The sequence below is a fragment of the Providencia sp. LY12 genome (assembly GCF_057621555.1).
In genome coordinates this window covers 2,364,094-2,390,179 of the sequence record NZ_CM172594.1, presented here as the reverse complement: position 1 = coordinate 2,390,179, position 26,086 = coordinate 2,364,094, and the positions used below count along the sequence as shown (strand labels likewise).

The 26,086-nt window shown below is 43.2% G+C and carries 27 protein-coding genes; 13 read left to right on the top strand and 14 right to left on the bottom strand.

Translation table 11 applies throughout. The features are described from left to right. The first annotated feature begins 81 nt into the window (after positions 1-81). A complete protein-coding gene (hda, locus tag ACY3ZI_RS11300) occupies positions 82-783 on the top strand; it encodes a DnaA inactivator Hda (protein ID WP_036953226.1) in 702 nt (233 codons plus the stop codon). A 50-nt stretch (positions 784-833) separates the two neighbouring features. Here hda and arsC read toward each other — a convergent pair whose 3' ends face one another. Further along, positions 834-1,190, bottom strand: a complete 357-nt coding sequence (gene arsC / locus ACY3ZI_RS11295) for an arsenate reductase (glutaredoxin) (RefSeq protein ID WP_487375174.1) — start codon at positions 1,188-1,190, stop codon at positions 834-836. A 12-nt stretch (positions 1,191-1,202) separates the two neighbouring features. Continuing rightward, positions 1,203-2,669: a beta-barrel assembly-enhancing protease gene (gene bepA / locus ACY3ZI_RS11290; protein ID WP_211885797.1), complete on the bottom strand. Its 1,467-nt coding sequence runs from the start codon at positions 2,667-2,669 to the stop codon at positions 1,203-1,205. 143 nt (positions 2,670-2,812) lie between these two features. Here bepA and ACY3ZI_RS11285 point away from each other — a divergent pair, with 143 nt between their 5' ends. After that, the gene (locus tag ACY3ZI_RS11285) at positions 2,813-3,895 is read left to right on the top strand and encodes an AI-2E family transporter (protein ID WP_211885796.1); all 1,083 of its coding nucleotides are present in this window, start codon (positions 2,813-2,815) and stop codon (positions 3,893-3,895) included. A gap of 80 nt (positions 3,896-3,975) precedes the next feature. On the opposite strand, the gene bcp is transcribed toward ACY3ZI_RS11285, so the two are convergent. Continuing rightward, positions 3,976-4,446 (bottom strand): thioredoxin-dependent thiol peroxidase, encoded by a 471-nt coding sequence (gene bcp, locus ACY3ZI_RS11280; RefSeq protein WP_196712396.1) that lies wholly within the window; start codon positions 4,444-4,446, stop codon positions 3,976-3,978. A 14-nt stretch (positions 4,447-4,460) separates the two neighbouring features. Continuing rightward, on the bottom strand, positions 4,461-5,018 hold the full coding sequence (locus ACY3ZI_RS11275; RefSeq protein ID WP_036953236.1) for a glycine cleavage system transcriptional repressor: 558 nt from the start codon (positions 5,016-5,018) through the stop codon (positions 4,461-4,463). A 248-nt stretch (positions 5,019-5,266) separates the two neighbouring features. Here ACY3ZI_RS11275 and dapA point away from each other — a divergent pair, with 248 nt between their 5' ends. The 4 genes from dapA (at position 5,267) to purC (ending at position 9,028) form a co-directional block, all read left to right on the top strand. Further along, on the top strand, positions 5,267-6,175 hold the full coding sequence (gene dapA / locus ACY3ZI_RS11270; protein WP_211885794.1) for a 4-hydroxy-tetrahydrodipicolinate synthase: 909 nt from the start codon (positions 5,267-5,269) through the stop codon (positions 6,173-6,175). 16 nt (positions 6,176-6,191) lie between these two features. Continuing rightward, on the top strand, positions 6,192-7,244 hold the full coding sequence (bamC, locus tag ACY3ZI_RS11265; protein ID WP_036953238.1) for an outer membrane protein assembly factor BamC: 1,053 nt from the start codon (positions 6,192-6,194) through the stop codon (positions 7,242-7,244). A gap of 86 nt (positions 7,245-7,330) precedes the next feature. Then, entirely contained in the window at positions 7,331-8,005 is a 675-nt protein-coding gene (locus ACY3ZI_RS11260; RefSeq protein ID WP_487375173.1) for a hypothetical protein, read from the top strand. 309 nt (positions 8,006-8,314) lie between these two features. Next, complete coding sequence (gene purC, locus ACY3ZI_RS11255; RefSeq protein ID WP_036953240.1) at positions 8,315-9,028, top strand: phosphoribosylaminoimidazolesuccinocarboxamide synthase; 714 nt, start codon at positions 8,315-8,317, stop codon at positions 9,026-9,028. Positions 9,029-9,096: 68 nt separating this feature from the next. On the opposite strand, the gene ACY3ZI_RS11250 is transcribed toward purC, so the two are convergent. From ACY3ZI_RS11250 to ACY3ZI_RS11230, 5 genes are all read right to left on the bottom strand, one after another. Further along, positions 9,097-9,897: an energy-coupling factor ABC transporter ATP-binding protein gene (locus ACY3ZI_RS11250; RefSeq protein ID WP_211885790.1), complete on the bottom strand. Its 801-nt coding sequence runs from the start codon at positions 9,895-9,897 to the stop codon at positions 9,097-9,099. After that, a complete protein-coding gene (locus ACY3ZI_RS11245; RefSeq protein WP_487375172.1) occupies positions 9,884-10,750 on the bottom strand; it encodes an energy-coupling factor ABC transporter ATP-binding protein in 867 nt (288 codons plus the stop codon). The genes ACY3ZI_RS11250 and ACY3ZI_RS11245 overlap by 14 nt, the downstream gene beginning before the upstream one ends. After that, on the bottom strand, positions 10,741-11,445 hold the full coding sequence (locus ACY3ZI_RS11240) for an energy-coupling factor transporter transmembrane component T (protein ID WP_487375171.1): 705 nt from the start codon (positions 11,443-11,445) through the stop codon (positions 10,741-10,743). Before ACY3ZI_RS11240 ends, ACY3ZI_RS11245 begins: the two co-directional genes overlap by 10 nt. 8 nt (positions 11,446-11,453) lie before the next feature. Continuing rightward, entirely contained in the window at positions 11,454-12,035 is a 582-nt protein-coding gene (locus tag ACY3ZI_RS11235) for an ECF transporter S component (RefSeq protein ID WP_211885781.1), read from the bottom strand. A 62-nt stretch (positions 12,036-12,097) separates the two neighbouring features. Further along, a complete protein-coding gene (locus ACY3ZI_RS11230) occupies positions 12,098-12,523 on the bottom strand; it encodes a PPC domain-containing DNA-binding protein (RefSeq protein WP_211885780.1) in 426 nt (141 codons plus the stop codon). 390 nt (positions 12,524-12,913) lie between these two features. Between ACY3ZI_RS11230 and ACY3ZI_RS11225 the strand changes: the two genes are divergently transcribed. Both ACY3ZI_RS11225 and ACY3ZI_RS11220 read left to right on the top strand, forming a co-directional pair. Continuing rightward, the gene (locus ACY3ZI_RS11225) at positions 12,914-13,366 is read left to right on the top strand and encodes a DUF441 domain-containing protein (protein ID WP_036953250.1); all 453 of its coding nucleotides are present in this window, start codon (positions 12,914-12,916) and stop codon (positions 13,364-13,366) included. Positions 13,367-13,374: 8 nt separating this feature from the next. Next, positions 13,375-15,423 carry a tRNA(Met) cytidine acetyltransferase TmcA gene (locus tag ACY3ZI_RS11220; RefSeq protein ID WP_487375170.1) on the top strand — a complete coding sequence of 683 codons (2,049 nt, stop codon included), beginning with the start codon at positions 13,375-13,377 and terminating at the stop codon, positions 15,421-15,423. On the opposite strand, the gene ACY3ZI_RS11215 is transcribed toward ACY3ZI_RS11220, so the two are convergent. Further along, positions 15,404-15,598, bottom strand: a complete 195-nt coding sequence (locus ACY3ZI_RS11215; protein WP_036953252.1) for a YpfN family protein — start codon at positions 15,596-15,598, stop codon at positions 15,404-15,406. The genes ACY3ZI_RS11220 and ACY3ZI_RS11215 overlap by 20 nt on opposite strands. Before the next feature lie 118 nt (positions 15,599-15,716). On the opposite strand from ACY3ZI_RS11215, the gene ACY3ZI_RS11210 reads away from it, so the two are divergent. Further along, entirely contained in the window at positions 15,717-16,109 is a 393-nt protein-coding gene (locus ACY3ZI_RS11210) for a DUF454 family protein (RefSeq protein ID WP_211886421.1), read from the top strand. A 51-nt stretch (positions 16,110-16,160) separates the two neighbouring features. On the opposite strand, the gene ACY3ZI_RS11205 is transcribed toward ACY3ZI_RS11210, so the two are convergent. The 4 genes from ACY3ZI_RS11205 to ACY3ZI_RS11190 form a co-directional block, all read right to left on the bottom strand. After that, positions 16,161-16,832, bottom strand: a complete 672-nt coding sequence (locus ACY3ZI_RS11205; RefSeq protein WP_211885778.1) for a M15 family metallopeptidase — start codon at positions 16,830-16,832, stop codon at positions 16,161-16,163. Next, positions 16,829-17,959, bottom strand: coding sequence for a succinyl-diaminopimelate desuccinylase (gene dapE, locus ACY3ZI_RS11200; RefSeq protein ID WP_211885777.1), 1,131 nt, complete (start codon positions 17,957-17,959; stop codon positions 16,829-16,831). Before dapE ends, ACY3ZI_RS11205 begins: the two co-directional genes overlap by 4 nt. A 10-nt stretch (positions 17,960-17,969) precedes the next feature. After that, positions 17,970-18,341 (bottom strand): ArsC family reductase, encoded by a 372-nt coding sequence (locus ACY3ZI_RS11195; protein WP_211885776.1) that lies wholly within the window; start codon positions 18,339-18,341, stop codon positions 17,970-17,972. Between the two features lie 207 nt (positions 18,342-18,548). After that, entirely contained in the window at positions 18,549-19,169 is a 621-nt protein-coding gene (locus tag ACY3ZI_RS11190) for a LuxR C-terminal-related transcriptional regulator (RefSeq protein WP_187129243.1), read from the bottom strand. Positions 19,170-19,621: 452 nt separating this feature from the next. Between ACY3ZI_RS11190 and maeB the strand changes: the two genes are divergently transcribed. The 4 genes from maeB (at position 19,622) to ACY3ZI_RS11170 (ending at position 26,063) form a co-directional block, all read left to right on the top strand. Next, complete coding sequence (gene maeB / locus ACY3ZI_RS11185; RefSeq protein WP_211885775.1) at positions 19,622-21,901, top strand: NADP-dependent malic enzyme; 2,280 nt, start codon at positions 19,622-19,624, stop codon at positions 21,899-21,901. 153 nt (positions 21,902-22,054) lie between these two features. Continuing rightward, a complete protein-coding gene (locus ACY3ZI_RS11180) occupies positions 22,055-22,948 on the top strand; it encodes a ChaN family lipoprotein (RefSeq protein ID WP_487375169.1) in 894 nt (297 codons plus the stop codon). 136 nt (positions 22,949-23,084) lie between these two features. After that, positions 23,085-23,888, top strand: coding sequence for an energy transducer TonB family protein (locus ACY3ZI_RS11175; RefSeq protein WP_211885773.1), 804 nt, complete (start codon positions 23,085-23,087; stop codon positions 23,886-23,888). Positions 23,889-23,930: 42 nt separating this feature from the next. Further along, complete coding sequence (locus tag ACY3ZI_RS11170; protein WP_211886420.1) at positions 23,931-26,063, top strand: S9 family peptidase; 2,133 nt, start codon at positions 23,931-23,933, stop codon at positions 26,061-26,063. Positions 26,064-26,086: the final 23 nt, after the last annotated feature.

Below are 26,086 nucleotides of genomic sequence, written 5' to 3'. Positions count from 1 at the left end.
TAACCGTCAGGCTGTTCATCTCTTCTTGTTATTTATGATAAACTCAATGGCGTTAATTGAACTGCACAATCAGAGGCGCTTCTGAATACACCATCTCAACTCTCATTACCACTTTCTCTTCCTGATGATGAAACCTTTGCCAGTTTTTATGCAGGGGAAAATGAGGGATTACTCTCTGCGCTCAAAACGGCGATTAATCAGCCTCATGGTAGTTATATCTATTACTGGTCAAGAGAAGGAGGCGGTAAGAGTCATTTACTGCATGCGGCATGTGCTGAGTTGTCTGAGCAAGGTGTTGCTGTGGGTTATGTGCCACTGGATAAACGCGCTTACTTTGTACCTGATGTGCTTGAAGGTATGGAACATCTTTCTCTTGTCTGTATTGATAATATTCAATGCATCGCAGGGGATGAAGAGTGGGAAATGGCCATCTTCAATCTGTATAACCGCATTTTAGAAATTGGTCGAACCTGCTTACTGATCACCGGGGATCGCCCACCGCGCCAGATTGACTTGAAGCTGCCGGATTTAGCTTCTCGCCTAGATTGGGGGCAAATTTATAAACTGCACCCTTTAAGTGATGAAGACAAAATTTGTGCGCTGCAATTACGCGCCAGTATTCGTGGATTCGAATTGCCTGAAGATGTTTGTCGGTTTGTATTAAAACGGTTAGACAGAAAGATGGGCACCTTATTTGATATCTTAAATAAGCTTGATCACGCCTCGATTGTCGCCCAGCGTAAAATGACCATTCCTTTCGTTAAAGACATTCTCAAGTTATAAAAAATTGGCAGCCCATCGACTGCCAATTTATTGTCTGCCAAATAGCCTGCTTATAAAATTTCCAGTACTTGCTCTGGTGGGCGACCCAACTTGGCTTTTTTACTTTTTACCACAATCGGACGCTCAATTAACTTTGGATTATCATGCATGGCTTGAATAAGCTGCGCTTGAGTGACGCTATCATCCGCTAATTTCAATTCTTTATAGATATCTTCTTTGGTGCGCATTAATTGGCGCGCATCGGTAAATCCAAGCATCTTCAGCAATTTTTCAATCTCAGCGACTGAAGGTGGCGTCGTTAAATATTCAACCACCGTCGGCGTGATGCCTTTTTCTTGCAATAAAGCCAGTGTTTCACGGCTCTTGGAGCAGCGAGGGTTGTGATAAATTTTAATTGAATCCGTCATTATCTTTATTCCTTACGGTTTTGCGTTGCTATCGCGCTCTTTTAATCGAGTGAGTTCATCGATTCGCGCATCAAAACGTTGTTGTTCATAACTGCCTAAGCGGCTTTTACGGCTCGCTTCGCTTAAATAATTAATGGCAGTATCATAGTTGCCGCGCAGTGCCATGCCTTCGGCATACGCCGCCAGTTCTGCATTACGATCCCCAAGTTTTGCGGAAGCTTCCGCAAGCAGATCCCAACCAATAGGGTCATCTGGGTAATCAAACGTGTATTTATTCAATAAATTAGTGGCATCTTTATATTGCCCGTTACTGACGTATGCGTTCGCTAAGTTGACAATAAACACCGTATTTTTCGGTGCTTTTTTCAAAGCATCTTGTAGGCGAGCAACCGCTTTACCAACTTGTTTTTGCTCAATATCGATATCGGTCATGGAGTCGATAAACCACGGGTTATCCGGCTGCTTGGCTAATAATTCAGAAATAATAACGCCCGCTTCGCTGTATTTTTTATCTTGAGATAATAGTAATGCTTTACCGTACTTTGCTGCCATTTGCTCTTGAGCATTGCCTTTACTGTAGTTTTCGATGATTTGGTCCAGCGCATTGCGTTGATCCGCAGGGCTATACATCGACAAAATACGAACGCGTGCCAACATAAAGTCTAATGAGGATGGAGCATGGACTTTCGGATATTGGTTTGAACGGTTACGGGCATCGGCTAAACGGCTATCGGGTAAGGGGTGAGTCAGTAAAATTTCTGGTGGTTTAGACATATAGCGGGTTTGGTCAGACATGATTTGCATAAAGTCAGCCATAGCATGAGGGTCAAACCCTGAACGACGCAATGTTTGTAGACCAATGCGGTCGGCTTCTTGCTCATTGGCTTGTGTAAAGCTGATCATCCCTTGCTGCATTCCCGCGAATGTTCCCGTTAATGCGGCAAAACCGGCTTGCGGGTTCGCCATCACCAGTAATAGAGAACCAATGGTCCCCGCGATAGCTAACGGTGTTGTGGCTTTCTGGTCTTCCATCATTCGCGCGAGGTGGCGCTGTGTCACGTGAGAGATTTCGTGCGCCATAACGGAAGCAAGCTGGCTCTCATTTTGGCTATAACGAAATAGTGCGGAGTGAAGAACCACGTTGCCGCCAAAATAGGCGTAAGCGTTAATATTCGGGTTATTGACCAGGTAAAATTTAAATGGCGTTTTGACAGAATCGGCATTCGTCACTAAACGTTGTCCCAGCTTATTCACATACTGGGTTAGTAATGGGTCATAAATGAGAGGGGTACTTCCTCGGATTTGACGAGTAATGGCATCACCCATAATGATTTCTTGGTTAATGCTGAGAGTGCCTCCCGCGGTTGTACCGATATCGGGTAGGGTATCTTCAACAGCACTATAGGCAGGTAATACAGCACCATGGAGAAGTGCGGACATCAGGATAGCGAGCAGTGGATATTTCAGTTTTTTAGTCATAGTGCATATCTTCACTTATTACCTACAGAAAACACGAATTAATTGGGAGATATGATAGCAAAAGCTATCGTAAAATCTGTTATTCGGTATAATTTTCTTTAATTTAGGAACTGTCTTTGTTTTACATTCCCAGGAGCCAATGAATGTTAGAAATGTTTTTACAATGGTACCGTCGGCGCTTTGCTGACCCGCAAGCAGTTGCGTTGTTTAGTTTGCTGGTTATTGGCTTTCTGGTCATCTTTTTCTTCAGCAGTATACTGGCTCCATTATTAGTCGCAATTGTCTTAGCGTATTTACTTGAATGGCCAACACATTTACTCCAACGACTTGGTTTATCCCGCGTTTTAGCGGTTAGCATCATTTTGACCTTGTTTGCTGGAATAAGTGCCATGGTAATCTTAATTATTGCACCAACAGCGTGGCAACAAGGGATCAACCTCGTGGCGGATTTACCTAACATGGTCAATCGCTTTAGCGAGTTTGCTCGCCGATTACCGGAACAATATCCGGCACTAGTTGATGCTGGCATCATTGATATGATGGCAGATAATGTGCGCAGTAGGTTGTCAGTTGTTGCGGAGTCTGTGGTAAAAGCGTCAGTCGCTTCATTAATTGGTATTTTTACGTTAGCCGTCTATCTGGTTTTAGTGCCGTTAATGATGTTTTTCTTACTAAAAGATAAAGAAAAGATCACCAAAAGTTTTTTAAAACTGTTACCGAAAAATCGTCTTTTAGTCAGTAAAGTTTGGCTAGAGATGAATCAGCAAATTACTAACTATCTGCGTGGTAAAGTCACGGAAATGGTGATTGTTGGCGTCTGTACCTACATTGGTTTTGCCTATTTTGATCTGCGCTACTCAGTGCTGTTATCTGTGTTGGTTGGTGTTTCTGTTTTGATCCCATATATCGGTGCAGTGGCAGCTACCATTCCGGTGGTCTTAGTCGCATTATTCCAATGGGGTATTGGTACGGAGTTCTGGTCACTGTTTATTGTTTATCTGGTGATCCAAGGGCTAGACAGTAACATTGTCGTACCGCTGTTGTATTCTGAGGCGGTGAACTTACACCCATTAGTGATTATTTTGTCAGTGGTTGTTTTTGGTGGTTTATGGGGATTCTGGGGCGTATTTTTTGCTATCCCACTTGCAACTTTAATTAAAGCGGTGATTAACGCGTGGCCACAAGATTTGAGTGATAGTGAAACAACAGAAAAAACAGAAGGCTAAAAAAGAGCCAGTAAGAAAAAAGGGGTGCTAAATTAGCAACCCTTTTTAGTGATTAGGTTTTAGTCACTATGTATCAGTAATTATGCGTGAGCGTTGATGTACGCTAATACGATTTCATGGTGGTTACTGGTTTTAAAATCGTCAAATACGTGCTCGATGGTGCCATTTGCATCGACAAGGAAACTAATGCGGTGGATACCGTCATAAGTTTTACCCATAAATTGTTTTTCACCCCACACACCAAATTGTTCACAAATTTGATGATCTTCATCGGATAACAGTGTGAAGTTTAATAACTCTTTTTCAGCGAAACGAGCCAATTTTTCTGGTTTGTCTGTACTAATACCTAAAACTTCGACACCTTTTGCTTTTAGTGTATCCATCTCATCACGCAGTCCACATGCTTGAACTGTACAGCCTGGCGTCATCGCTTTAGGATAAAAGTAAACTAATACGCGTTGACCCTGGAAATCAGAAAGATTGATGATTTCACCATCTTGGTCAGGAAGGCTAAATTGAGGTGCCTTATCACCGGCTTTCAATGGGTTCATTACATATATCTCCGTTAACTCTGCATTTTGGGGTTGTTAACAATACTGATGTTGCCTTTGGCATTTAGCATTGTACATAGTTGTTGAAATTTATTCTTTATAATTATGCCATTATCATCCAGTGGGTCATGAGCTGTAATTTGAATTTCCAATTGAGCCGGTTGTGTATCATTTGCAGGCTGTGTTTTAGAAATTAATTCTGCGATGTTGCACTGTTGAGTGGTAAACAAATTGGTAAATTGTTCAATAATACGCGGCGCATCGTCCACCATCACATTCACAGTTACAGTAGACGGATAGTAGGTTTTTTGTACACTATGCGTGCGTTTCATAACAATCAGTAAATCTAACTCAGCCCCTTTAGTCGGTAAAATCGCTTCTAGAAGCGTGATAGCATTCCAACTGCCGGATAACATCATTATAAAAGTAAATTCCTCGCCAAACATAGCGAGTCGACTATCCTCAATATTACAATCACATTCACTGACAAGGCGTGTAATTGTATTCACAATGCCCGGACGATCTGTTCCCAGCGCAGTAATAACAAGAAATTGCGGTTCAGTCTTAGGCAAAGTATCTTCCTTATTTTGACTAAATTTAGGTCAATGATATTGACTCAGGATGGTGGTAAGGAAACCATAAAATTGTGAATCTGCCAAGTGGGGCGATTCACTCTTGCGACAAATATGGCTGAATTATTACTTCTATTTAAGTTAATGTCATCGGCATTAACAAAATTCATTAAAATCTTGCGTTTGGGTGGTTTTCTTCTGTGAAATGAAAACGTAACATGGAAACTCACTATTTAGGGGGTATTGCGATGGCTAATCAAAACGTAAACTACAAAGACTTTTTACAAGGCAGTATTGTTGCTGTGATCACACCAATGGATTCAACGGGTAACGTTGATAGAAAAAGCTTGAAACAGCTGGTGGATTACCATGTCGCAAATAAAACCTCTGCGATTGTGTCAGTGGGAACAACGGGGGAATCAGCAACATTAAACCATAAAGAGCATGTTGATGTAGTGAAAGCGACGCTTGAGTTAGCTGATGGACGTATCCCAATTATTGCGGGAACAGGTGCAAATGCGACCGCAGAAGCGATTTCACTAACAAATGAGTTTGAAAACAGTGGTGTAGTTGCGTGCCTAACAGTAACGCCTTATTATAATAGACCGTCACAAGAAGGTTTATATCAGCATTTTAAAGCTATTTCAGAAAACACCAGCTTGCCACAAGTTCTCTATAATGTACCATCGCGCACTGGATGTGATTTATTACCTGAAACTGTGGGCCGCTTGGCGAAATTGGCGAATATTGTGGCTATTAAAGAAGCCACAGGGAACTTAGCACGGGTTCATCAAATCAAAGAGTTGGTTGATGACCATTTTGTTCTACTTTCTGGCGATGATGCGACTGCACTTGATTTTATGCAACTCGGTGGAAAGGGCGTCATTTCGGTCACGTCCAACGTCGCGGCTGCGCAGATGGTAAAAATGTGTGACTTAGCGCTTGCGGGCAAATATACTGAGGCCCGTGAATTGAATAAACAGCTGATGGGACTTCATCATCAGTTATTTGTTGAGCCGAATCCAATCCCTGCGAAATGGGCTTGTCATCGTTTAGGTCTTATTGCGGATGATACTTTACGGTTACCAATGACACCGTTAACTGTATCTGGACAGCAAAAGGTTGAAGATGCCTTGAAACTCGCGGGTTTACTGTAAAATTTAGGGAATTTTAATGGCAACATTATTGCAAAAATCGAAGGTTATGAAGGTTGCTGGCCTGTCACTTGTCGTGTTACTGGCAGCCTGCTCCAGCGATCAGCGCTATAAACGTCAGGTTAGTGGTGATGAGGAATATCTTAATGCTGCGCCATTGAAAGTGCTGAATGCGCCGCAGGGGATCACTTTACCAGCAACTAATGGTGAATATGACATTCCTAAAACCACTTCAACAGGGGCGGTTGGGAAAGCGTTAGATATTCGCCCACCAGTACTGACGATTTCACAATTAGCAGGTTCACGCACTGAAAACAGCGCAGAAGCCAGCCGTTTGTTGCTAGATAATACTCCTGAAAATAATGCTTTATGGTCACAAGTGACCATGATTTTAGAACAGCGTGGCATCCCAGTCTCAACGAAGAACGATGGTTCTCGCTCTATCGAAACTGACTGGATTAAATGGGATCGTGCAGACGAAAACGTCCCATTAGAGAGCCGTCATAAAGTCACTGTTCAGCCAGAAAATGGCATGATTGCATTAACAGTGACTAACTTAGGCTTACGCCAAGGTGATGAAACGGTAACAGATGCAGCGGAAATTCAACGCTATAACAAACTGTTATTAAACGATTTAACCGACGCTCTGTACACACTGCGTGATACCTCAAGCAAAAATAGCTTGCAAAGCGCCTATGGCATCATTGATGTTCAAACAGGTAGCAATGACACTGGCTTACCAGTGGTTATCGTTCGTGCACCGTACGATGCAGTTTGGGAGCGTTTACCTCACGCATTAGAAAGTGTTGGTATGAAAGTGGGTGACCGTAGCCGCTCAGCAGGTTCCGTCATGGTGACTTACAAAGGTTTGAGCAGCTCTGAGTGGCAAGCGCTGGGTATTGATGACCCATCGGTACCTGAAGATGACTATAAAGTCCAAGTGGGTGATTTGAATAACCGTAGTAGCCTACAGTTTATCAACACTAAAGGCGTGCCATTAACTCAGAAACAGAATGATGAAATGGTCGCTGCACTGAAAGCCGCTTTCAGTAAAGCACCGACTAAAAAATAAGTTTACATAGCTAACTTATTTGTTCTATCAAGTGAAAACGCCGTCCTATGGGATGGCGTTTTTTTTCGGATAAACTTCAGGCTGTAATGGCTAACAGTGAAAGAAAAGTTATGGATAATAGCGCATCGAAACCAATGGATAGTAGGAATAATATAACGATGCCAAGAAGAATTGCCGGAACAAACTTTAATGATAATTTACTAAATTCATTAAATAATATTGCTCATACAAGAAGTTTTCTAGAGGAGGGTGCTACTGTTTTTGATTTACCAAATTATGTGGTACCTCAAGGATACCGATTAATGAAATCATGTAAGAAAAACCAATATAGGATGGTGACTACTGGTGAAGAGCCTGAAACGATATATTTGCTCGAATTGAAACTGCGTAGTGATATTGTCTTTGGTGAAACCACATGCACGCAAATTAAAGTTTGGCGCACTATATCCCATCTACATCGGAATAATATTGGCAATTTACCTCGAATATTTTTCATTCATTTACTCGACAATCATAGCATCATGGTAACGGATGAAGAGCATACCCGAGATGGACAGCGCTTCTGGGAAATCATGATTTCTTGGGCATTTTATCAATGCTATTATATTTATGCTTCCGATGGCACGCTCGAAGACAGACCACTAACGCAAATCCATACTGAGGCTGAATTCTTTAGTCAGTGGATTAATCAACTTTGGGGTAGAGATATCGACGTATATACCCACAAACTGATTGTAATCAGCAAACATCCATTACTTTAACTACCCATCTGCACATCTATCCTTCATTAAATTCTCGGTGAAACAAATGGACAAAAAATCAGTATTTGCAGCTAAGTAATCGTTTGCGTATGCGCGAGAATTTTATTATCATAATTAGCAGTTAATCATAAAATATTGAATATCAGTTAGTTAGCAAAGTATCAAAGATTTTGGGGTAACTGACTGAATCAGAGCAGAAAATTAACAATGAACCCGCTATTTTTAGCGATCTATTCTACTGTTACTTATCTGAATCTGCTGTGCAGGTTGATTTCTATTGAGTGTAATCACATCCCTGGAGTGTTTAAGATGCAAAAGAAAGCTGAGTTGTATCGTGGCAAGGCAAAAACGGTCTATACCACAGAGGATCCAGATTTATTAGTTCTGGAGTTCCGTAATGATACATCAGCACTCGATGGCGAGCGTATCGAACAGTTTGACCGCAAAGGTATGGTTAATAACAAATTTAACCATTTCATCATGACTAAGTTGCAAGAAGCAGGCATTCCTACACAGATGGAAGCCTTATTATCTGACACTGAAGCATTGGTTAAAAAACTGGATATGGTGCCGGTTGAATGCGTTATCCGTAACCGTGCGGCAGGCTCTCTGGTTAAGCGCCTTGGGGTTGAAGAAGGGATGATTTTAAACCCGCCTCTGTTCGACTTATTCCTGAAAGATGACGCTAAGCATGACCCAATGGTGAACGAGTCTTACTGCGAAACGTTTGGTTGGGTGAGCAAAGAAAACTTAGCGAAAATGCGCGAACTGAGCTACAAAGCGAACGATGTTTTAAGCAAGATTTTTGCGGACGCAGGTCTTATCTTAGTCGATTTCAAACTTGAGTTTGGTCTATTTAAAGGTGAAGTTGTGCTGGGTGATGAATTCTCTCCAGACGGTAGCCGTTTGTGGGATAAAGAAACCCTGAACAAAATGGACAAAGACCGTTTCCGTCAAAGCCTTGGTGGCTTGATTGAAGCTTATGAAGAAGTTGCTCGTCGTATCGGCGTTAAACTCGATTAAGTTTCTAAAACTTCGCTAATATGAAGAATGATAGCCTGCCAACCGCAGGCTATTTTTTTGTCTTCAAATCATGACTGAGCCAGAAATTGCTGAACCCAACGCTCAGCTTGGTTTTCGATAGGTAGGTTCAACTGATGGCTGAGAGAATGCAAAGTTGGGGAAGGTAAAACAGAATTTGGCTGTAACTCAGAGTGGCGTAATACCGTCTCAATATTACCATCTGCCACTAAGCGACCTTGGGATAAATGTAGCGCACGCGCAAAATGGCGAGCCACAAAATCCAAATCATGACTGATCGTGACAACCGTAGCCCCCAATTGTTTTTGATAATCGAGCCATTGCTCAAAATACCCTAACCACTGTGTATCGAAATCACGGCTTGGCTCATCTAACAGCAGTAATTTAGGCTGAATAGCGGTTAAACAGGCCACTGCGACCATGCGCCGCTGAGCGGAATGTAAATCAAGCGGGTGTTTATCCGCAACATCTGTTAAATGGCAGAGTGTTAAAGCTCGCTTTAATTTTTCAGCGATATCCGATGAGGATAATTTTAGGCGGCGTAATCCAAACATAATTTCATCTTTCACCGTGCTGTGAAAAATCTGCTTTTCAGCTTCTTGGAATAAAATTCCAATCTGCTGAGCGCGTTTTGCTGCTTTCAATCCACTGATAGATTGTTGATTAAAATTGACTTCCCCAGTAGAAGGTGGCAATAAACCGGCCATTAAACGCAATAAGGTGGATTTGCCTGCGCCATTGTCTCCCACCAATGCCACCCATTCCCCAGAGTGAATTGTCAGTGTGAGAGCCTCAATGGCATATGCGATTTTCGGGGCGTATTGAAAGCTTAATTGATTAATTTGCAGCATAACACGCCTCAATGCCTTGAATCAGTTGTTGTTCATTGCGAGGCACCGGGGAGTGCCAACTACCACGCTCCATTAATTTCCCGACAACACGCCATGCATCGGGCATATTGATTGTCTGCTGTGCGGGTAAAAATATGGCTTCAATATTCCCTTGAGCAGTAATACTGCCTTGTTCCAGTAACGAAAAATCTTCGCAAAAATGCAGAGCTGGCAGTAAATGCCGTTCGAACAAAATGACACAACAGCCGGTTTGTTCACTGTAATTTTTTAACTGAATGAGTAATCGATGTGTGGCTGCGGGCGTTAAGCGGCTAAAGGCTTCATCCAAGAGTAATAATCGTGGTTGCATAGCAAGAGCACTCGCCAATACAATGCGCTGAGCTTCTCCGCCAGAGAGTGTTGCAGGGTGACGAGTGCGTAAATTTTGGCTGAATGTTAACTCAAGAGCCTGTTCAACCCGTTGAACGATTTCTTCAGGCGGAAGCCCTAAATTTTCGGGACCAAAAGCTACTTCTTGCTCAACGGTAAACGTACAGCCAGAGAGTTGTAACTGCGGAGATTGTTGCACGAGTTGACGCTCAATAGAGAGTTCAACTAACGATTGCTCCCCTAATGGTTGAGCAAGGATCATGCCATTACCCGTGATATTTCCGGTTAACTGATCCGGCAACCAACCCGCTAATAGTTGGGCTAATGTGGTTTTGCCGCTGCCATTTCCACCTAACACACAATGCCAATTTCCGTGTGATAGGGCTAGGTTAATCTCTGACAGAATAGGCTTCTCGCTGTTTTGAGGCGTAAATGTTAATTGCTGTAGATTTACCGCCCTATTTTCCGTCATGTTTACCAACATAGCGCCACCCCTGCTTCAATCACGATTAGTGCTAATAAGCCAAGACGCAATGCATATTGAAGGCGGCTATCCGCAGGTTTATTCAATGTGGTGCGATGGCGAGTGTAGCGAAAACCTCGCATATCAAGGGCAGCACCGCGGACAGTTAGCTCACTGAGTGCTTGGCTCGCCAGGGGAAGCAATAGGGCGGGTAACGTCGTTAATCGTTGCCAAAAGTGGCCATCTAAGGGAACCCCTCGGGCAAGCTGAGCCTCACGAATCGTGGCAAGCTGCTGACGAAGTTGTTCAACAAGTAAAAGTGGACCCGCAAGCACATAGGCAAAGCTGGCCGGGAGGCGACTGGCAAATAGCGCTCGGATAAACCGTTCAGTGGGAACATACTGTAGCCATAACTGAGAGGCACTAATGATGGCGAGCAGACGCAGCCATAAAGCCATGGCTTTTTGCTGCTGAAGGGCTTGTGGCGGTGAGCCTGTTAATAATTCACTTAGCCACCCTCCGTGGATTAGCCAAAGTCCTATCGCCATTGGTAACATTATTCCCGCGATAAATTTCCAGCGATGGAATGATGCTGAGCGCAAGATGACTGCGGCAAGGGTAGCGAAAGCAACGATAACTAATCCCCAGCCTAGCGGTAGCATCAATGTGCTAGCGCTAAACCAGAACCATAAGGTCAATGAAGTAAAAGGGTGCATCCTAACCCCTAGCGAACTTTAGCCATATTCGGGAAAGTACGCTGAACGCGCTCAGGTAAACGGCGGACAAGCAACCAAGCCACAATGGCTGAAATTATCTTATCCGCAATATTGGCGCCTAAAACAGTGATAGCCACAGACTCTAATAAGTTTTCACCGACAGCATGGAAATAAGCCACAAAAAAGTCTGCGCCACTACCGGTAGTACCCGCAAATAAATAGGTACGAATAGGTACTGCGACAATCATCAGTGCGATAGTGATCAGCACGCCCGATAAAATAACGCGTGGTAGAGTACGAAAACCGCCAGCACGTGCCAGCAAACCCGCACTTAAGCCGATCATCATCGCGACTGGGGCAAATGCCGCCGCGATAGGGCCTGTTAAAAGGCCCCACAGTAAGTTAGTCGCTAAGCCACTAAAGATAGCCGCCCAAGGACCCGCGAGCAGCGCACAGATAATCGTGCCGATAGAATCAAGGAAGATAGGCAGTTTTAACATGGAACTTAATTGCCCAACTACCATGTTGATTGCAATCGAAAAAACAATTAAAGCCAATGTTCGGCTGGAAATGATTGACGAGTTTGCCATGAATTAAATATCCCTAATAAGTTGTAAATTAAAGCTAGAATGAAATCAAAATAGAACAAAAATTAACGAGAAGTGATGACCAATTCTTCATATCCTGAGAGCGCGCAAGGCTCACGGGTAAAGGTTTTGTTTTCCAGTTCGCCAATAATCAATTCGAGGGTAGTTCTGACGGTGCAACCCGGCATCATATGTCCACCACTCATTTGCCCGTTTTCATCGGAAACCGCCAAATGCAGATGTTCACCCTGAGCATCAAGGGTGCCTATCAGTGACACAATTTCAAACTTACCTGAGGTAAGATGGGTATTTTCTTGCCCAGCAAAACGCAAGGCAACATCGGTCAAGCTACCCACGCAGCCAGCAATAAATGCGGCTTGCAACTGATGATGTTTGACCTGTTCACGTAAGGTAAGAATGATATCTTCCCCTGGACGTAGACGCAGTGCGATAAAGCGAGCGTTTGAATAAGTGGTTAAATCGTGAGACATAGCCGAGATCCTAGTGAATCGTGTTTATAGATTACGGCAATCTATTATACGAATAGATAACTTGCTGTCTGGGAAAGGGATTTTTTTTGGTTTTTTTTAGTGAAACACTCTGTATCTTAGAAAATATTGATCAAGAAGGTCGGAATAGTGGGTGAAAAAACAATGGGGAGTATCGAATATTCTGATTATTTAACTTAAGTTTTATTAGGGTTCCATGAATGAAGGGAAACCTATTTTCTAAGATAAACTTTTTTCAGATAGACTACAGAAAATAGCGTTTGAAGGTGAAGGATGATTTGCCTCTTCAACGCGAGATCAATAACATACTCTCTCAATTGACGCGGTGGAACTGTGTTGCCGCAATGCATTTATTTTTACAGGGGAAAAATTATGAGCCAAGTGGATCCTACACTGATCATTTTGCTGGTATTGGCAGGATTAGGCATTATCAGCCACAACATGACAGTGACGTTAGCCATGCTATTTTTGCTGGTAGTGCGGATCACGCCGCTGAATAATTTCTTCCCTTGGGTCGAAAAATATGGGTTAACCATCGGGATTTTAATCTTGACGATAGGTGTTATGGCGCCAATTGCGAGCGGAAAAATCTCAGCAAATGATGTATTAAGCTCCTTTTTGAATTGGAAATCATTATTGGCAATAGTGATTGGCATATTGGTTTCTTGGCTAGGTAGCCGAGGTGTAGCGCTGATGGGGAGCCAGCCTTCGACGGTGGCAGGGCTATTGGTGGGTACGGTGATTGGTGTTGCCTTATTCCGAGGGGTTCCGGTTGGACCATTGATCGCTGCTGGGATTCTGTCATTACTTATTGGTAAATCGTAATCTTGGCGATGAAAAATTCATTACAAGCGATTGTTGAGCAACTACATCATATCGGTTTTCGCCGCTTGCTGGTGTTATCTGGGGAGCATGAATGGGTCACAACTCAGCTTCAAGAGTATCAAGGCTTCTTAGCGGGGGATTGGCTCTGTCTCTCACCAGAATTACCCAATAGTATTCAACCAGAAAAAGCCCAACTATTGCTTGGACGCGAATTTGTTCATGGTATTTTTGATGCGCGTAAAGGGTTGCATAGCGAAGCGTTGGCTATCTTAGCGGGAACCCTAAAAGCAGGAAGTTTATTGGTGCTTTGCACTCCACCCCAATCTCTGTGGGCGCAGCAAAATGATGCGGATAGTGTGAGATGGAATGAGCAATTTGGTGAAATTCCCACACCGAATTTTGTCCATCATTTACAACGCACTTTCCAGAATCTCCCTGATGTACTGTTTGTTGATCAACAGCGAGAGGAGGAAAATCAACCTGGCGTACTGAATTTGCTACCCGATCACCCCAAATGGATAGCACCCAATGGTCAGCCAACCCAACAGCAGCAAGATGCGCTTGGACAATTGCTGTCTGCGAAAAATGGAGTATGGGGATTGATAGCCCCTCGCGGGCGAGGCAAGTCCACCGTAGCAGGGATGCTGATCAAGGAGTGGAAAGGTGTGTGTTGGTGTTGTGCGCCGGCCAAAGTGACCACCGGCGTCATTGCCGAATATGCAGAGCATGAACTTAAATTTTGGGCGCCTGATGCGCTTTTGCACTATTGCCAATCAGGACAAAAGATTGATGCTGATTGGTTAATTATTGATGAAACTGCTGCTATTCCATCCCATATTTTGCGGCAGATTATCGCCTTTTTCCCTCGGGTACTCATGACCACGACGGTGGAAGGTTATGAAGGTTCGGGGCGTGGGTTTATGATGAAATTTTGTGATAGCCTCGAAAATTTCACCTCGTTATCGCTCACTCAACCGATTCGCTTTGCAGAACATGACCCGCTCGAAAGAGTGATTAACCAAAGTTTATTATTGGAAAGCGCTATATCGGTGAATGTTGTGTCAGAGCCGATTATTCTCAAGTCACTTAGCCAGCAGCTACTGGCTCATGATCTTAAACAACTTCACGCATTTTATGGTCTATTGACCGCGGCACATTATCGGACCTCGCCGTTGGATTTACGTCGATTATTGGATGCACAGCATCAGCACTTTGCTGTCGCAAGCCATCATAATCAGGATGTTATTGGCGCAGTATGGATGGTGGATGAAGGGGATTTAGATGAAAAACTGAGCTGGCAAATTTGGGCAGGACAGCGGCGTCCACGGGGAAATCTGGTTGCTCAATCCCTCGCAGCACATTGCTATTTCCCTCAAGCCCCGAGATTACGTTCTCGACGAGTGATGCGTATCGCTGTAAATGCTGGATATCGTCGCCAAAAAATTGGTTACCGGTTATTAGAATCGCAAATCGAGCAAGGCATTCAGGACGGTTTAGACTTCCTATCGGTCAGCTTTGGTTTAACCCCAGAATTATTGGCTTTTTGGCAATCATCAGGATTCCAGATCGTGCGAATTGGGCGGCATGTTGAGGCGAGTAGCGGCTGTTTTACGGCAATGGCGATATTGCCATTATCCGCAGAAGCTCAGTCAATTTGCTATTTAGGGCAACAGAGATTAGAACGAGACCTATTCTGGCGTCATGATCTTAATGAATTTAGTCTGAAAAGCACATTTGAACAGCATCTTGACGCTGGAGATTGGCTAGAATTGGTCGGCTTTAGCGACTACCATCGTTCGTTAGCCGCCAGTGAGCCGTCATTACAGCGTTTTTTAGCGGTTTTACAGCAACAACATGCGGCTGAAATAACAGGTTCAGCCCTTGCGGAGTATTATCATCAAGGGCTATCTGTGGAATATATTGCTATGCAACTCGGGTTAGTAGGGCAAAAACAGTGGTTAAAACGCGCAAGAGCCGAAGTCGCGCAGTGGCTGAATGACTATTACCCTGAAGAGGTGAAAAGTTTAAGGCAACAAATTAGCGCTTTTTGTCTTTAGGCCAGTCGTCATCTTCATCATCCCAGAGGTGATTATTATCTTTGTGAGGTGGAATTTCAGGTTTGTCATCTAAATACTTTTTGGGGTCGAGTCGCATCATTTCTTTTACTGAATTCCAAATGACCCCGACTAATAACAGTAGGATGATCCACCAGTAATCAGCTAACCAATGCATATTTGCCTTCTTATTTTAATCATAATAATGTGTAGCCCTGCCCACATGACGCAGTTGGTAGGCTTTAGTGGGGTCATTTAACCATGTTTTTTGTTGTAACGGGAGAGCCTGAGTGAATATAAAGAAAATCATATTCATTACAGTAGGATGGATTGCTGTTGGCTTAGCTTTTCTTGGCGCTATTTTACCCGTCATGCCAACAACCTGTTTTTTATTATTAGCGGCATGGTGTTTTTCGCGTTCCTCACCACGTTTTCATTACTGGTTGCTATATCGTTCATGGTTTGGCGGGTATTTACGTCACTGGCAAGCGCATCGCGCACTACCAAAAGGTGTAAAACCGAAAGCCATGACGTTAATCGTTATTACGTTTGCCTTTTCGATTTGGGTGGTCAGCTATGGCTGGCTAAAAATCGGGTTATTTTTAGGAATGTGCTGGTTACTGATTTTTATGTACCGCTTGCCTGTCGTGGATGTATCAAATTCGGATCAGAATAACGCAGATTTATGATGGCGTGATGGGAAAAGCTGTCACTCAGCGAGAAACTGAGTGACAGATAAATCATTCAGGCACTTTAATATAGCGGTTGAAAACATACTCAAGGTTATCTAATAACCAGGGTTTTCCACTAATATCTTCTTCGGTGAGCACCTGTCTAACAATTTCTGGCGTCAATAGCTGTTCAGCTTCATGGGATAACGGCCAATAACTAATATGCCAAGGTTCTTCCGCTACACCTGCATTGGTCGCGGTGAAAGGGCGGTAAAAATCAAAGGTCGCCATATTGTCGGTTAACCAGTGATTAAGCTCAGAAAAATATCCCCCTTCTTGATATTCCCACGGTTCTAATTGCAGGGTTTGCCCAGCAGGAATACGTAGCGGGTCGTAAACATCGATCTCTGTCCCCCAGTGATGACGGCTCGCCCCTGGTAGTGCAGACCAATGCAAGATTGCCTCACACAATTCGCCTGCCGATAATGTTGAAATATCTAACGGCTGGCTATGGGTATCAAGAACAGGGCGTTTACCTGCAAATTTTTCATTCCAAATGATCTGCTGACGAGCAAAATCACGAAAAGCACTGGCGGATTGTAGTTTAAACCCTGCGCGCGCGGCGGCTTGCTGCATGGCAAGAAACGCTTTAGTGGTATTAAACTGTAGGCGGTGATTACCGCCCAAAGTCACTAAATGGTCGGTGGAGCGCCCGGTTAACATCTCGATGGAGAGAGTCATAGTAATAGTAGCTCCATGATACGTTCGTAGATTACGGCGAGCTGTTGTAAATCATCGACGCTAACGCACTCATCCACTTTATGGATCGTCGCATTTAATGGACCTAGCTCGATAACATGGGTACCCATTTGAGCGATAAAACGTCCGTCAGAGGTGCCGCCGCTGGTAGATAAGGTAGTGGCGCGCCCCGTGACTTCTTGGATGGCTTGCACCGTTGCACTCACTAATTCGCTGTCGCCCGTCAAGAATGGCTGACCTGATAAGAACCAATCTAAATGATAATTCAGCCCGTGGCGCTCTAACATGTCAGCCACACGTTCACGGATCACGGTATCAGTCAGTTCGGTGCTAAAACGGAAATTAAATTGTACTTTTAGTTCACCGGGAATGACGTTATCGGCGCCTGTACCTGCATTGATATTGGCGATTTGCATGCTGGTGGCTGGGAAATATTGGTTGCCATCATCCCATTTAGTGGAGACTAACTCTTGAAGGAAGCCCGTTGCACGGTGTACAGGGTTATCCGCCAGATGTGGATAGGCAACATGCCCTTGGGTACCCAAAATAGTTAAGTGTGCGGTGATAGAGCCGCGACGACCATTCTTAATGATGTCACCAAGCGCAGACTGGCTGGACGGTTCCCCTACTAAGCAGTAGTCGACTGGCTCATGACGGGCTTGTAACGTCTCCACCACTTTTACGGTGCCGTGAGTGGCTTTGGCTTCTTCATCGGAGGTAATTAAAAACGCGAGGCGACCAGTATGAGCTGGGTGTTTTTCTACAAAACGCTCAGCGGCAACGACCATGGCGGCAATAGAACCTTTCATGTCGGCAGCGCCACGACCGTATAAATGCTGGTTGATAATTGTCGGCGTAAATGGCGGAGTCTGCCATTTACTGTGGTCGCCAGCAGGGACAACATCGGTATGACCCGCAAAGGCGAGGGTTTTGCCATTATCACCACGGTGAGCCCAAAAATTGAGAGTATCCCCAAATGGCATTTTTTCTACCGTAAAGCCGATTTTATTCAAACGTTCGATGAGTAAATCTTGGCAACCTTGATCATCTGGGCTGATAGAGGGACGGGCGATAAGTTGTTTTGCAAGTTCAATGACAGGGCAGTTCATTGAGTCACCTTTATTTTGTGAATTTTTGGTAATCATCGGCGTTAAACCCGACAAGATAATGACCATTAGCAGAAACAAGAACAGGGCGCTTGATCATCGCAGGTTCAGCCAGTAAGACTTTTTTTGCGCTATCGGCATCAACAACTGCATTTTTCTCTTCATCGCTGAGTTTGCGCCAAGTTGTACCGCGTTTATTGACTAAGGTTTCCCAATCGATGTGTTGCAAAAATGTAGAGAGGAGTTCATCAGTGATGCCATCAACGCGGTAATCATGGAATTGGTAGCTGACTTTGTTATCGTCTAAGTAACGGCGAGCTTTCTTTATGGTATCGCAGTTTTTAATTCCGTACATGATATAAGGGGATGCAGGGGTGTTGGACATATGATTTTCCTCTGATGGCGAACAATGTATGCCATACATAATGCGGGAAAATACAATTATGGTCTACCCCTTTGAATCGAAAAGATTTATTAATCTAACAAGCGATTTAATAATAACTAAAGCAGAGTTAATATTCATAATATTATATATAAATAATAAAATAATTAATTTAGACAACTTACGTTAATTAAATTAAATCAGATGAAATTATTTTGAACGCATGTATATTAAACTGGCTTCTAAACGAGATCGGACTCGTAATTTCTTTAAGACATTTCGTATATGAACCTTAACAGTTTCTTCAGAAATAAATAATAGTTGAGAAATTTCTCTGTTTTTTAATCCCGCTGCCATTTCGTGCAATATTTCGCATTCACGGCGAGTTAATGTGGAAAGTGGATCTTTGGATTGGTGTCGAGTAATCAAATGCTGATAAACTTTTTCGCTAAATACATGGTGTCCCTCCATCGCTTTTTTCATACTATTAAGCAACATATCGAGTTCGCTATTTTTTAATAAATAACCTTGGGCACCGGCATCGATAGCGGCGTAGATATCGGTTTTCATCGTTGAGAGTGAAAGAACCAGCAAATAACTGTTAGCGCAATGCTTACGTAGTAATCGAATCGTTTCGAATGTTTTATTACCATGAAGAATAGTATCTATCAGTATCATGTTGGGTTGTTTGCTGGTGGCGATATTCAGCGCTTCTTTACTATTTGAAACTTCTGCCGTTACGTCAAAGTCAGCTTTTGATTTTAATAAATGAGACAATCCAAAACGAAAGATAGGGTGTTCATCGATAATCATAACCGTGTGATTAGACATAGTGGGTTCCTTTTTTATGTCTGACAACTTATTAGATTAACTAGAATTGATATAGTTAAAATATAATATATTTAAGATTACATGAAATCATTATTCTTAATTGATGAATTAATTATCCGCATAAAAGCATGAATAATGGGAGCGAATATTATGGAGCTGGATATATATATTAAGGCTAAAAAGAAACGAGCTTTAGAATAATACATTAATTTCAAAAAAATAATAACTAAGATTGAAAAAAATTAAAGTGATTTAAAAAATGATATGAATAAAAATAATAACAATATTGTGTATGTCTATAAATTCGCCATTGTATTTTTGTGGCAAATCTGTGTAAATTTCTTGTAACTGAAAGATTTTTCTGGAAATCATAGACGTGATCATGATTTGCTAACAAGATGTGTTTATACTGTGATGGCTCTTACCTTACCAAATTTTGAAAGGACTTGATGATGGATGATAAATTAAAACAAAGTGCTCTCGATTTTCATGAGTTTCCTCATCCTGGGAAAATTACTGTAACACCAACCAAACCGTTAACCACTCAACGTGACCTAGCCTTAGCTTATTCCCCAGGCGTTGCGGTACCTTGCCTAGAAATCGCAGAAGAACCACTAAAAGCGTACCGTTATACAGCGAAAGGTAACCTTGTGGGGGTTATCTCTAACGGTACTGCGGTACTAGGATTAGGGAATATCGGTGCATTGGCAGGTAAGCCTGTCATGGAAGGGAAAGGGGTGCTATTTAAGAAATTCTCGGGTATTGATGTTTTCGATATTGAAGTCGATGAAACCGATCCTGATAAGCTGATTGATATCATCGCGTCGCTGGAACCAACATTCGGCGGTATCAACCTCGAAGATATTAAAGCGCCAGAGTGCTTCTATATTGAACAAAAATTACGTGAACGCATGAATATTCCTGTGTTCCATGATGACCAACACGGAACCGCCATTATTTGTACTGCGGCGGTGATTAACGGTCTACGTATCGTTAAAAAAGACATTGGCGATGTGCGTTTAGTGGTATCCGGTGCGGGTGCCGCATCGATTGCCTGTATGAACTTATTAGTGGCGTTAGGATTAAAGCGCGAAAATATCACCGTTTGCGATTCAAAAGGGGTGATTTATAAAGGTCGCGATGAACGAATGGATGCGACTAAAGCCGCGTATGCGATTGACGATAATGGTCAGCGCACATTAGCGGATGCTATTCCTGATGCTGACATTTTCTTAGGTTGCTCAGGTCCTCGCGTATTAACACCTGAAATGGTGAAAACCATGGCGAAAGACCCGCTGATTTTAGCATTAGCCAACCCTGAGCCGGAAATTCTGCCACCATTAGCAAAAGAAGTTCGCCCAGATGCCATTATCTGTACAGGGCGCTCTGACTATCCGAACCAAGTTAACAACGTTCTGTGCTTCCCATTCATCTTCCGCGGTGCGCTGGATGTTGGCGCAACGACAATCAACGAAGAAATGAAACTGGCTTGCGTTTACGCTATCGCTGACTTAGCGCTGGCGGAACAAAGTGAAGAAGTCGCTTCAGCGTACGGGAACCAAGATTTATTCTTTGGACCTGAATATATCATTCCAAAACCATTCGACCCGCGCCTTATCGTGAAAATTGCGCCAGCAGTAGCAAAAGCAGCAATGGAATCAGGCGTTGCGACACGCCCAATCACGGATATGGATGCGTATGTTGAAAAGCTGAATCAGTTTGTTCATAAAACAAACTTATTTATGAAACCAATTTTCTCCCAAGCGAAAAAAGAGCTAAAACGCATCGTATTAGCGGAAGGGGAAGAAGAGCGCGTATTACACGCAACTCAAGAGCTGGTTTCTCTTGGTTTAGCATTCCCTATTCTGGTAGGTCGCCCTAGCGTGATTGAAATGCGTATCCAAAAACTGGGTCTGCATATTGAGCTAGGTAAAGATTTTGAAGTGGTCAACAATGAAAATGACCCACGCTTTAAAGAGTACTGGCAAGAATATTATCAAATTATGAAACGCCGTGGTGTTTCTCAAGAAATGGCGCGCCGTGCATTAGTTGCAAACCCAACTATTATCGGCGGTATCATGGTTCTACGTGGTGAAGCTGATGGGATGATATGTGGCTCAATCGGCAGCTACAGTGAACACTACCAAGTCGTCAAAGATTTATTTGGCTTCCGCGAAGGTGCACATACTGCTGGGGCAATGAATGCCTTGTTATTACCAACCGGTAATACCTTTATTGCAGATACTTATGTGAACGAAGATCCAACGCCAGAAGAGTTAGCGGAAATCACCTTAATGGCAGCGGATACCGTTCGTCGATTTGGTATTGAGCCTAAAGTGGCGCTGTTATCACGTTCGAGCTTTGGTTCTTCAGATTGTGTTTCAGCACAAAAAATGCGCGATACTCTGGCATTAGTGAAAGCGCGTGAGCCAAACTTGGAAATTGACGGTGAAATGCATGCGGATGCGGCGTTGATTGAATCAATCCGTAAAGACGTGATGCCAGATAGCCCACTGAAAGGCTCAGCAAACTTACTGATTATGCCAAATATGGAAGCGGCACGTATTAGCTATAACTTGCTGCGCGTCACCAGTTCTGATGGTGTTACTGTGGGTCCTGTACTGATGGGGGTTGCGAAACCTGTCCACGTCTTAACGCCAATCGCATCTGTTCGTCGTATTGTCAACATGGTGGCGTTAGCCGCAGTGGAAGCGCAAACGAATCCACTGTAATTAGCTTCATTATAATAGTTTCTCGAATGATTGATTAATCATCGAGTTCCGCATAAAGACTTCCATTGTGGTTAATGGGAGTCTTTTTTATTTGAAAATGATTATCATTATCTGTATTTTGAATGGCTTCAAAGTCACTATATGGAAAAAATAATGATATCAGCACGTTCTTTGAATTATTTAACGAAAAACTCCTCACTGTTGAGTTTAGGGATGCTTTTCGTTTTGAGTTTCACACAGTTAGGATGTACCTCACAAACACCAAAACCCGCTCAGCAATTGGATCCCCAACTCACACAAGCTGGCAAAATCATTGATTTAGATTCGGGTAAATCCATCACTCCTCAGCAGTTAATTCAAGAGCTTGCAGCCTCTCCTCGTGTGATTGTTGGGGAGAAACACGACAATATTTACCATCATCAAATTGAGCAATGGGTCGCCCAGGAAATGCAGCAAAAACGTCCTCAAGGTGCGGTGCTGTTGGAAATGCTCACCCCAGATCAACAAAGCCGAGTTAACAATGTTCAAAAACAGATGCAAGGGAACCCGTATATTCGGGATGAAAAACTGCAAGAGATTTTACATTGGAATAGTGGCTGGCCGTGGGCGCAATATGGGGAACTCGTGAAGTATTTACTGGCTCAGCCATCCCCAGTTTTAGCAGCAAATATTAATCGAGATGCTGTGCTGAAGGCTTATGACAACCCACCGACACTAACGGGAGCACATTCAACTCAGCTTGTTATTCAGGAATTGATCAGCGAAACCATTAAGCGCTCACACAATGGTGAGTTGGATAATAAACAAGCGATAAAGATGATGGTGATCCAGCAGTTAAGAGATAGGGCGATGGCGCAGGGCTTATTAGATGCTCCGGCTCCCGCATTGTTATTTGCAGGTGGTTATCATGCAACGCGAGCGATTGGTGTGCCGTTACATATGCTCGATTTAGCGCCAGATGAGCCATTGAAAGTATTGATTATTTCGGAGCAAGGCGAGGAAATCGATAACTTGCATGCGGATTATGTTTGGTACACGCCTAAATAATCAACAAAGACAAGCAATATGATGATTTAAAATCGTTAATTTTGTGAAGTAATCATCACATTTATTTACAAATAATTTCCATTTGCATTCGTTATTAATTATCATTTGCAACTCTGTAAAAGCACGTAAGATGAATATGAGCACAATAACGTTTGAAAGTGGGTATGTGAGTAGAACTTCCAAAATGGGCGGCTGGCTGGTTTTAGCCGTGGCACTGCATATTGTCATTGTGGGGTTTTTTATCTGGGTAACACACAATGCGCGATGGGAAGAATCCCTGCCGCCGCCCTCGGTGGTGATGGAGTTATCTATCGAAGCACAAGCCAAACAATTAACGGAAGTGAACATTGGTCAAACTCAAGAGCTAGCAGTGGCGAGTGAATCCCATAAAGCACAAGCAGAGGACGCCATTATTCCCACACTGCCTGTTAATGAGCAAGCGGAAGTGCAACTCACGAAAACAACGGCGAAAAAACCAAAGCCTGAGTTGAAAAAGCAGAAACAAGAACAGCAGCAAGTGAAGAAGGTGCAAACCACAGATTCGAAAGCCAGCGATGCGCCAGTGACCAGCGATGCGGCGGCACTTGTCCAAAGCCAGCAAATTGCAGCGGAACTTAATAGCCAGTCCGAAGCCCTCGATAGCCTTCAAAAAGAGTGGGAAGCGATGGTGCTTGGAAAATTGAATAAATATAAACGTTACCCTGAAGATGCAGGAAGGCGTAATCGCATAGGTAAACCAGTGGTGATGTTTACGGTAGATAGCCAAGGTTTTTTACTTGATAGCAGTTTAGCGAATTCATCAGGCACACGCTCTTTAGACAGAGAAGCGCAGCAGGTGTTATCTCGCGCAGCACCGTTACCCGTACCGCCAGCAGAAATTCTTAAGAATGGACGGATAACAGTCAGGTTACCTATTGATTTTACTCTTAATGATAAATAGATTGGACTCACCATGCGTCATAAAACCATACATAATAAAACCATGCGTAATAGAATCACCACTTATTGCGTGGTCACACTACTTGGGTTATATGCAGCCAGCAGTGCTGCGGAGGACAAAATGCTAGCACCAATAGCGAAAAAACAGCCCCACACTATGACTATCCATGGGGATCAGCGCGTCGATAACTATTATTGGTTAAGAGACGATAACCGTGAAGCCCCAGAGATCCTTGAATATCTGAATCAAGAAAATGCCTATACCACGCAGCAGCTTGAATTGGGTGAGCCATTAAAACAGGAAATTTACGACGAATTATTATCTCGCGTAAAGCAAGATGATGAGTCGGTGCCATATAACTACAATGGCTATACATACCGTTCTCGCGTTGTCGCCGGCAAAAACTACTCTATTTATGAAAGACGCCCAATTAATAGTGATGGCGAATGGACAGTTTTGGTTGATGGTAACCAACGCGCGGAAGGAACCGAATATTATCGAATGGGGGCGTTAGCTATTTCCCCAGATAACACCACGATCGCGATTGCTGAAGACCGCCAAGGTCGTAATGATTATGCGGTTTCGTTCCGTAAAGTTGATGATGCAAAGTGGCAAGAAAATGTCCTGACTAACACCTCAGGCAATATTGTGTGGGCAAATGATAACCGCACACTGTTTTATGTTAATAAAGACAAACAAACACTGCTGCCTTATCAAGTGGTTAAGCACCAATATGGCACGGCGCAATCTGCCGATAAATTGGTGTATGAAGAAAAAGATGATACTTACTATGTCAGTTTAGCGAAATCCACCTCCAAAGATTATATTCTGATCGGGATCACCAGCACCGAAACTTCAGAATATCGTCTTTTGGATGCCAACCAACCTGAACGTGATGCGATAGTGCTACAACCTCGCAAAACAGGTGTGGAATATTACCCTGATCATTTTAACGGCAAATTCTATATTCGCTCTAATCATCAACATCCATTATTCGGGCTGTATATTGCGGATAATGCCACGGCACCATGGGTAAGCTTTATCGCGCCTCGTGATGATGTCGACCTTGAAGATTTTGCGTTATTTAATAACTGGTTGGTGATTGAAGAGCGCCAAAACGGCTTAGTGAATATTCGACAAATTAGTTGGTTAACCCACAAAGAGCATTCTGTGAGCTTTGATGATCCGGCTTATATGGCGTGGATTGGTAACAACCCAGAGCCAGATACGGATAAATTACGCTACGGCTACTCCTCCATGACAACACCATCCTCGGTGTATGAAATTAATATGCTGACTCAAGAGAAACAGCTATTAAAACAAGAGGAAGTGAAGGATTTCAATAAAGCGAATTATCAAAGTGAACGTATTTGGATCACTGCCCAAGATGGAGTGAAAGTACCGGTTTCGTTAGTTTATCGCAAAGATAGTTTCAAACAAGGTAAAAACCCACTTCTGGTTTACGGTTACGGTGCATATGGATATGGTATCGATCCGTCATTTAGTTCTTCTCGCTTATCCCTGCTTGATCGCGGATTTGTGTATGCTATTGCCCATATTCGTGGTGGAGGGGACTTAGGAAAGAATTGGTACATTCAGGGTAAAACCGTCAATAAGATGAACACCTTTACGGACTTCATTGATGTGACAAATGCCTTGTTGGCGCAAGGCTATGGAGAAAAAGGCCATGTCTATGCCATGGGCGGCAGCGCAGGTGGCTTACTGATGGGCGCTGTTGTCAATATGGCTCCTGATCTGTATGAAGGTGTGGTTTCTGCAGTGCCATTTGTTGATGTTGTCACGACCATGCTTGACCCTTCAATTCCACTGACTACAGGGGAATATGATGAGTGGGGTAATCCAGAGAATGAAGAAGATTACTGGCGCATTAAAGCCTATAGCCCATATGACAATATCAAAGCCCAACATTACCCGCATATTTTGGTCACCACAGGGCTGCATGATTCCCAAGTACAATATTGGGAGCCTGCAAAATGGGTGGCAAAATTGCGTGATCTGAAACAAGGCAATTCTTTATTGTTATTAGAAACCAATATGAATGCCGGGCACGGTGGAAAATCCGGCCGTTTTAATGCCTTAGATGATATTGCGAGAGAATATAGCTTTATTCTGATGTTAGAAAATAAAGCGAAATATTTTCCAGATTTAAAATAGCGTTACCCATAATAATTAGCCAA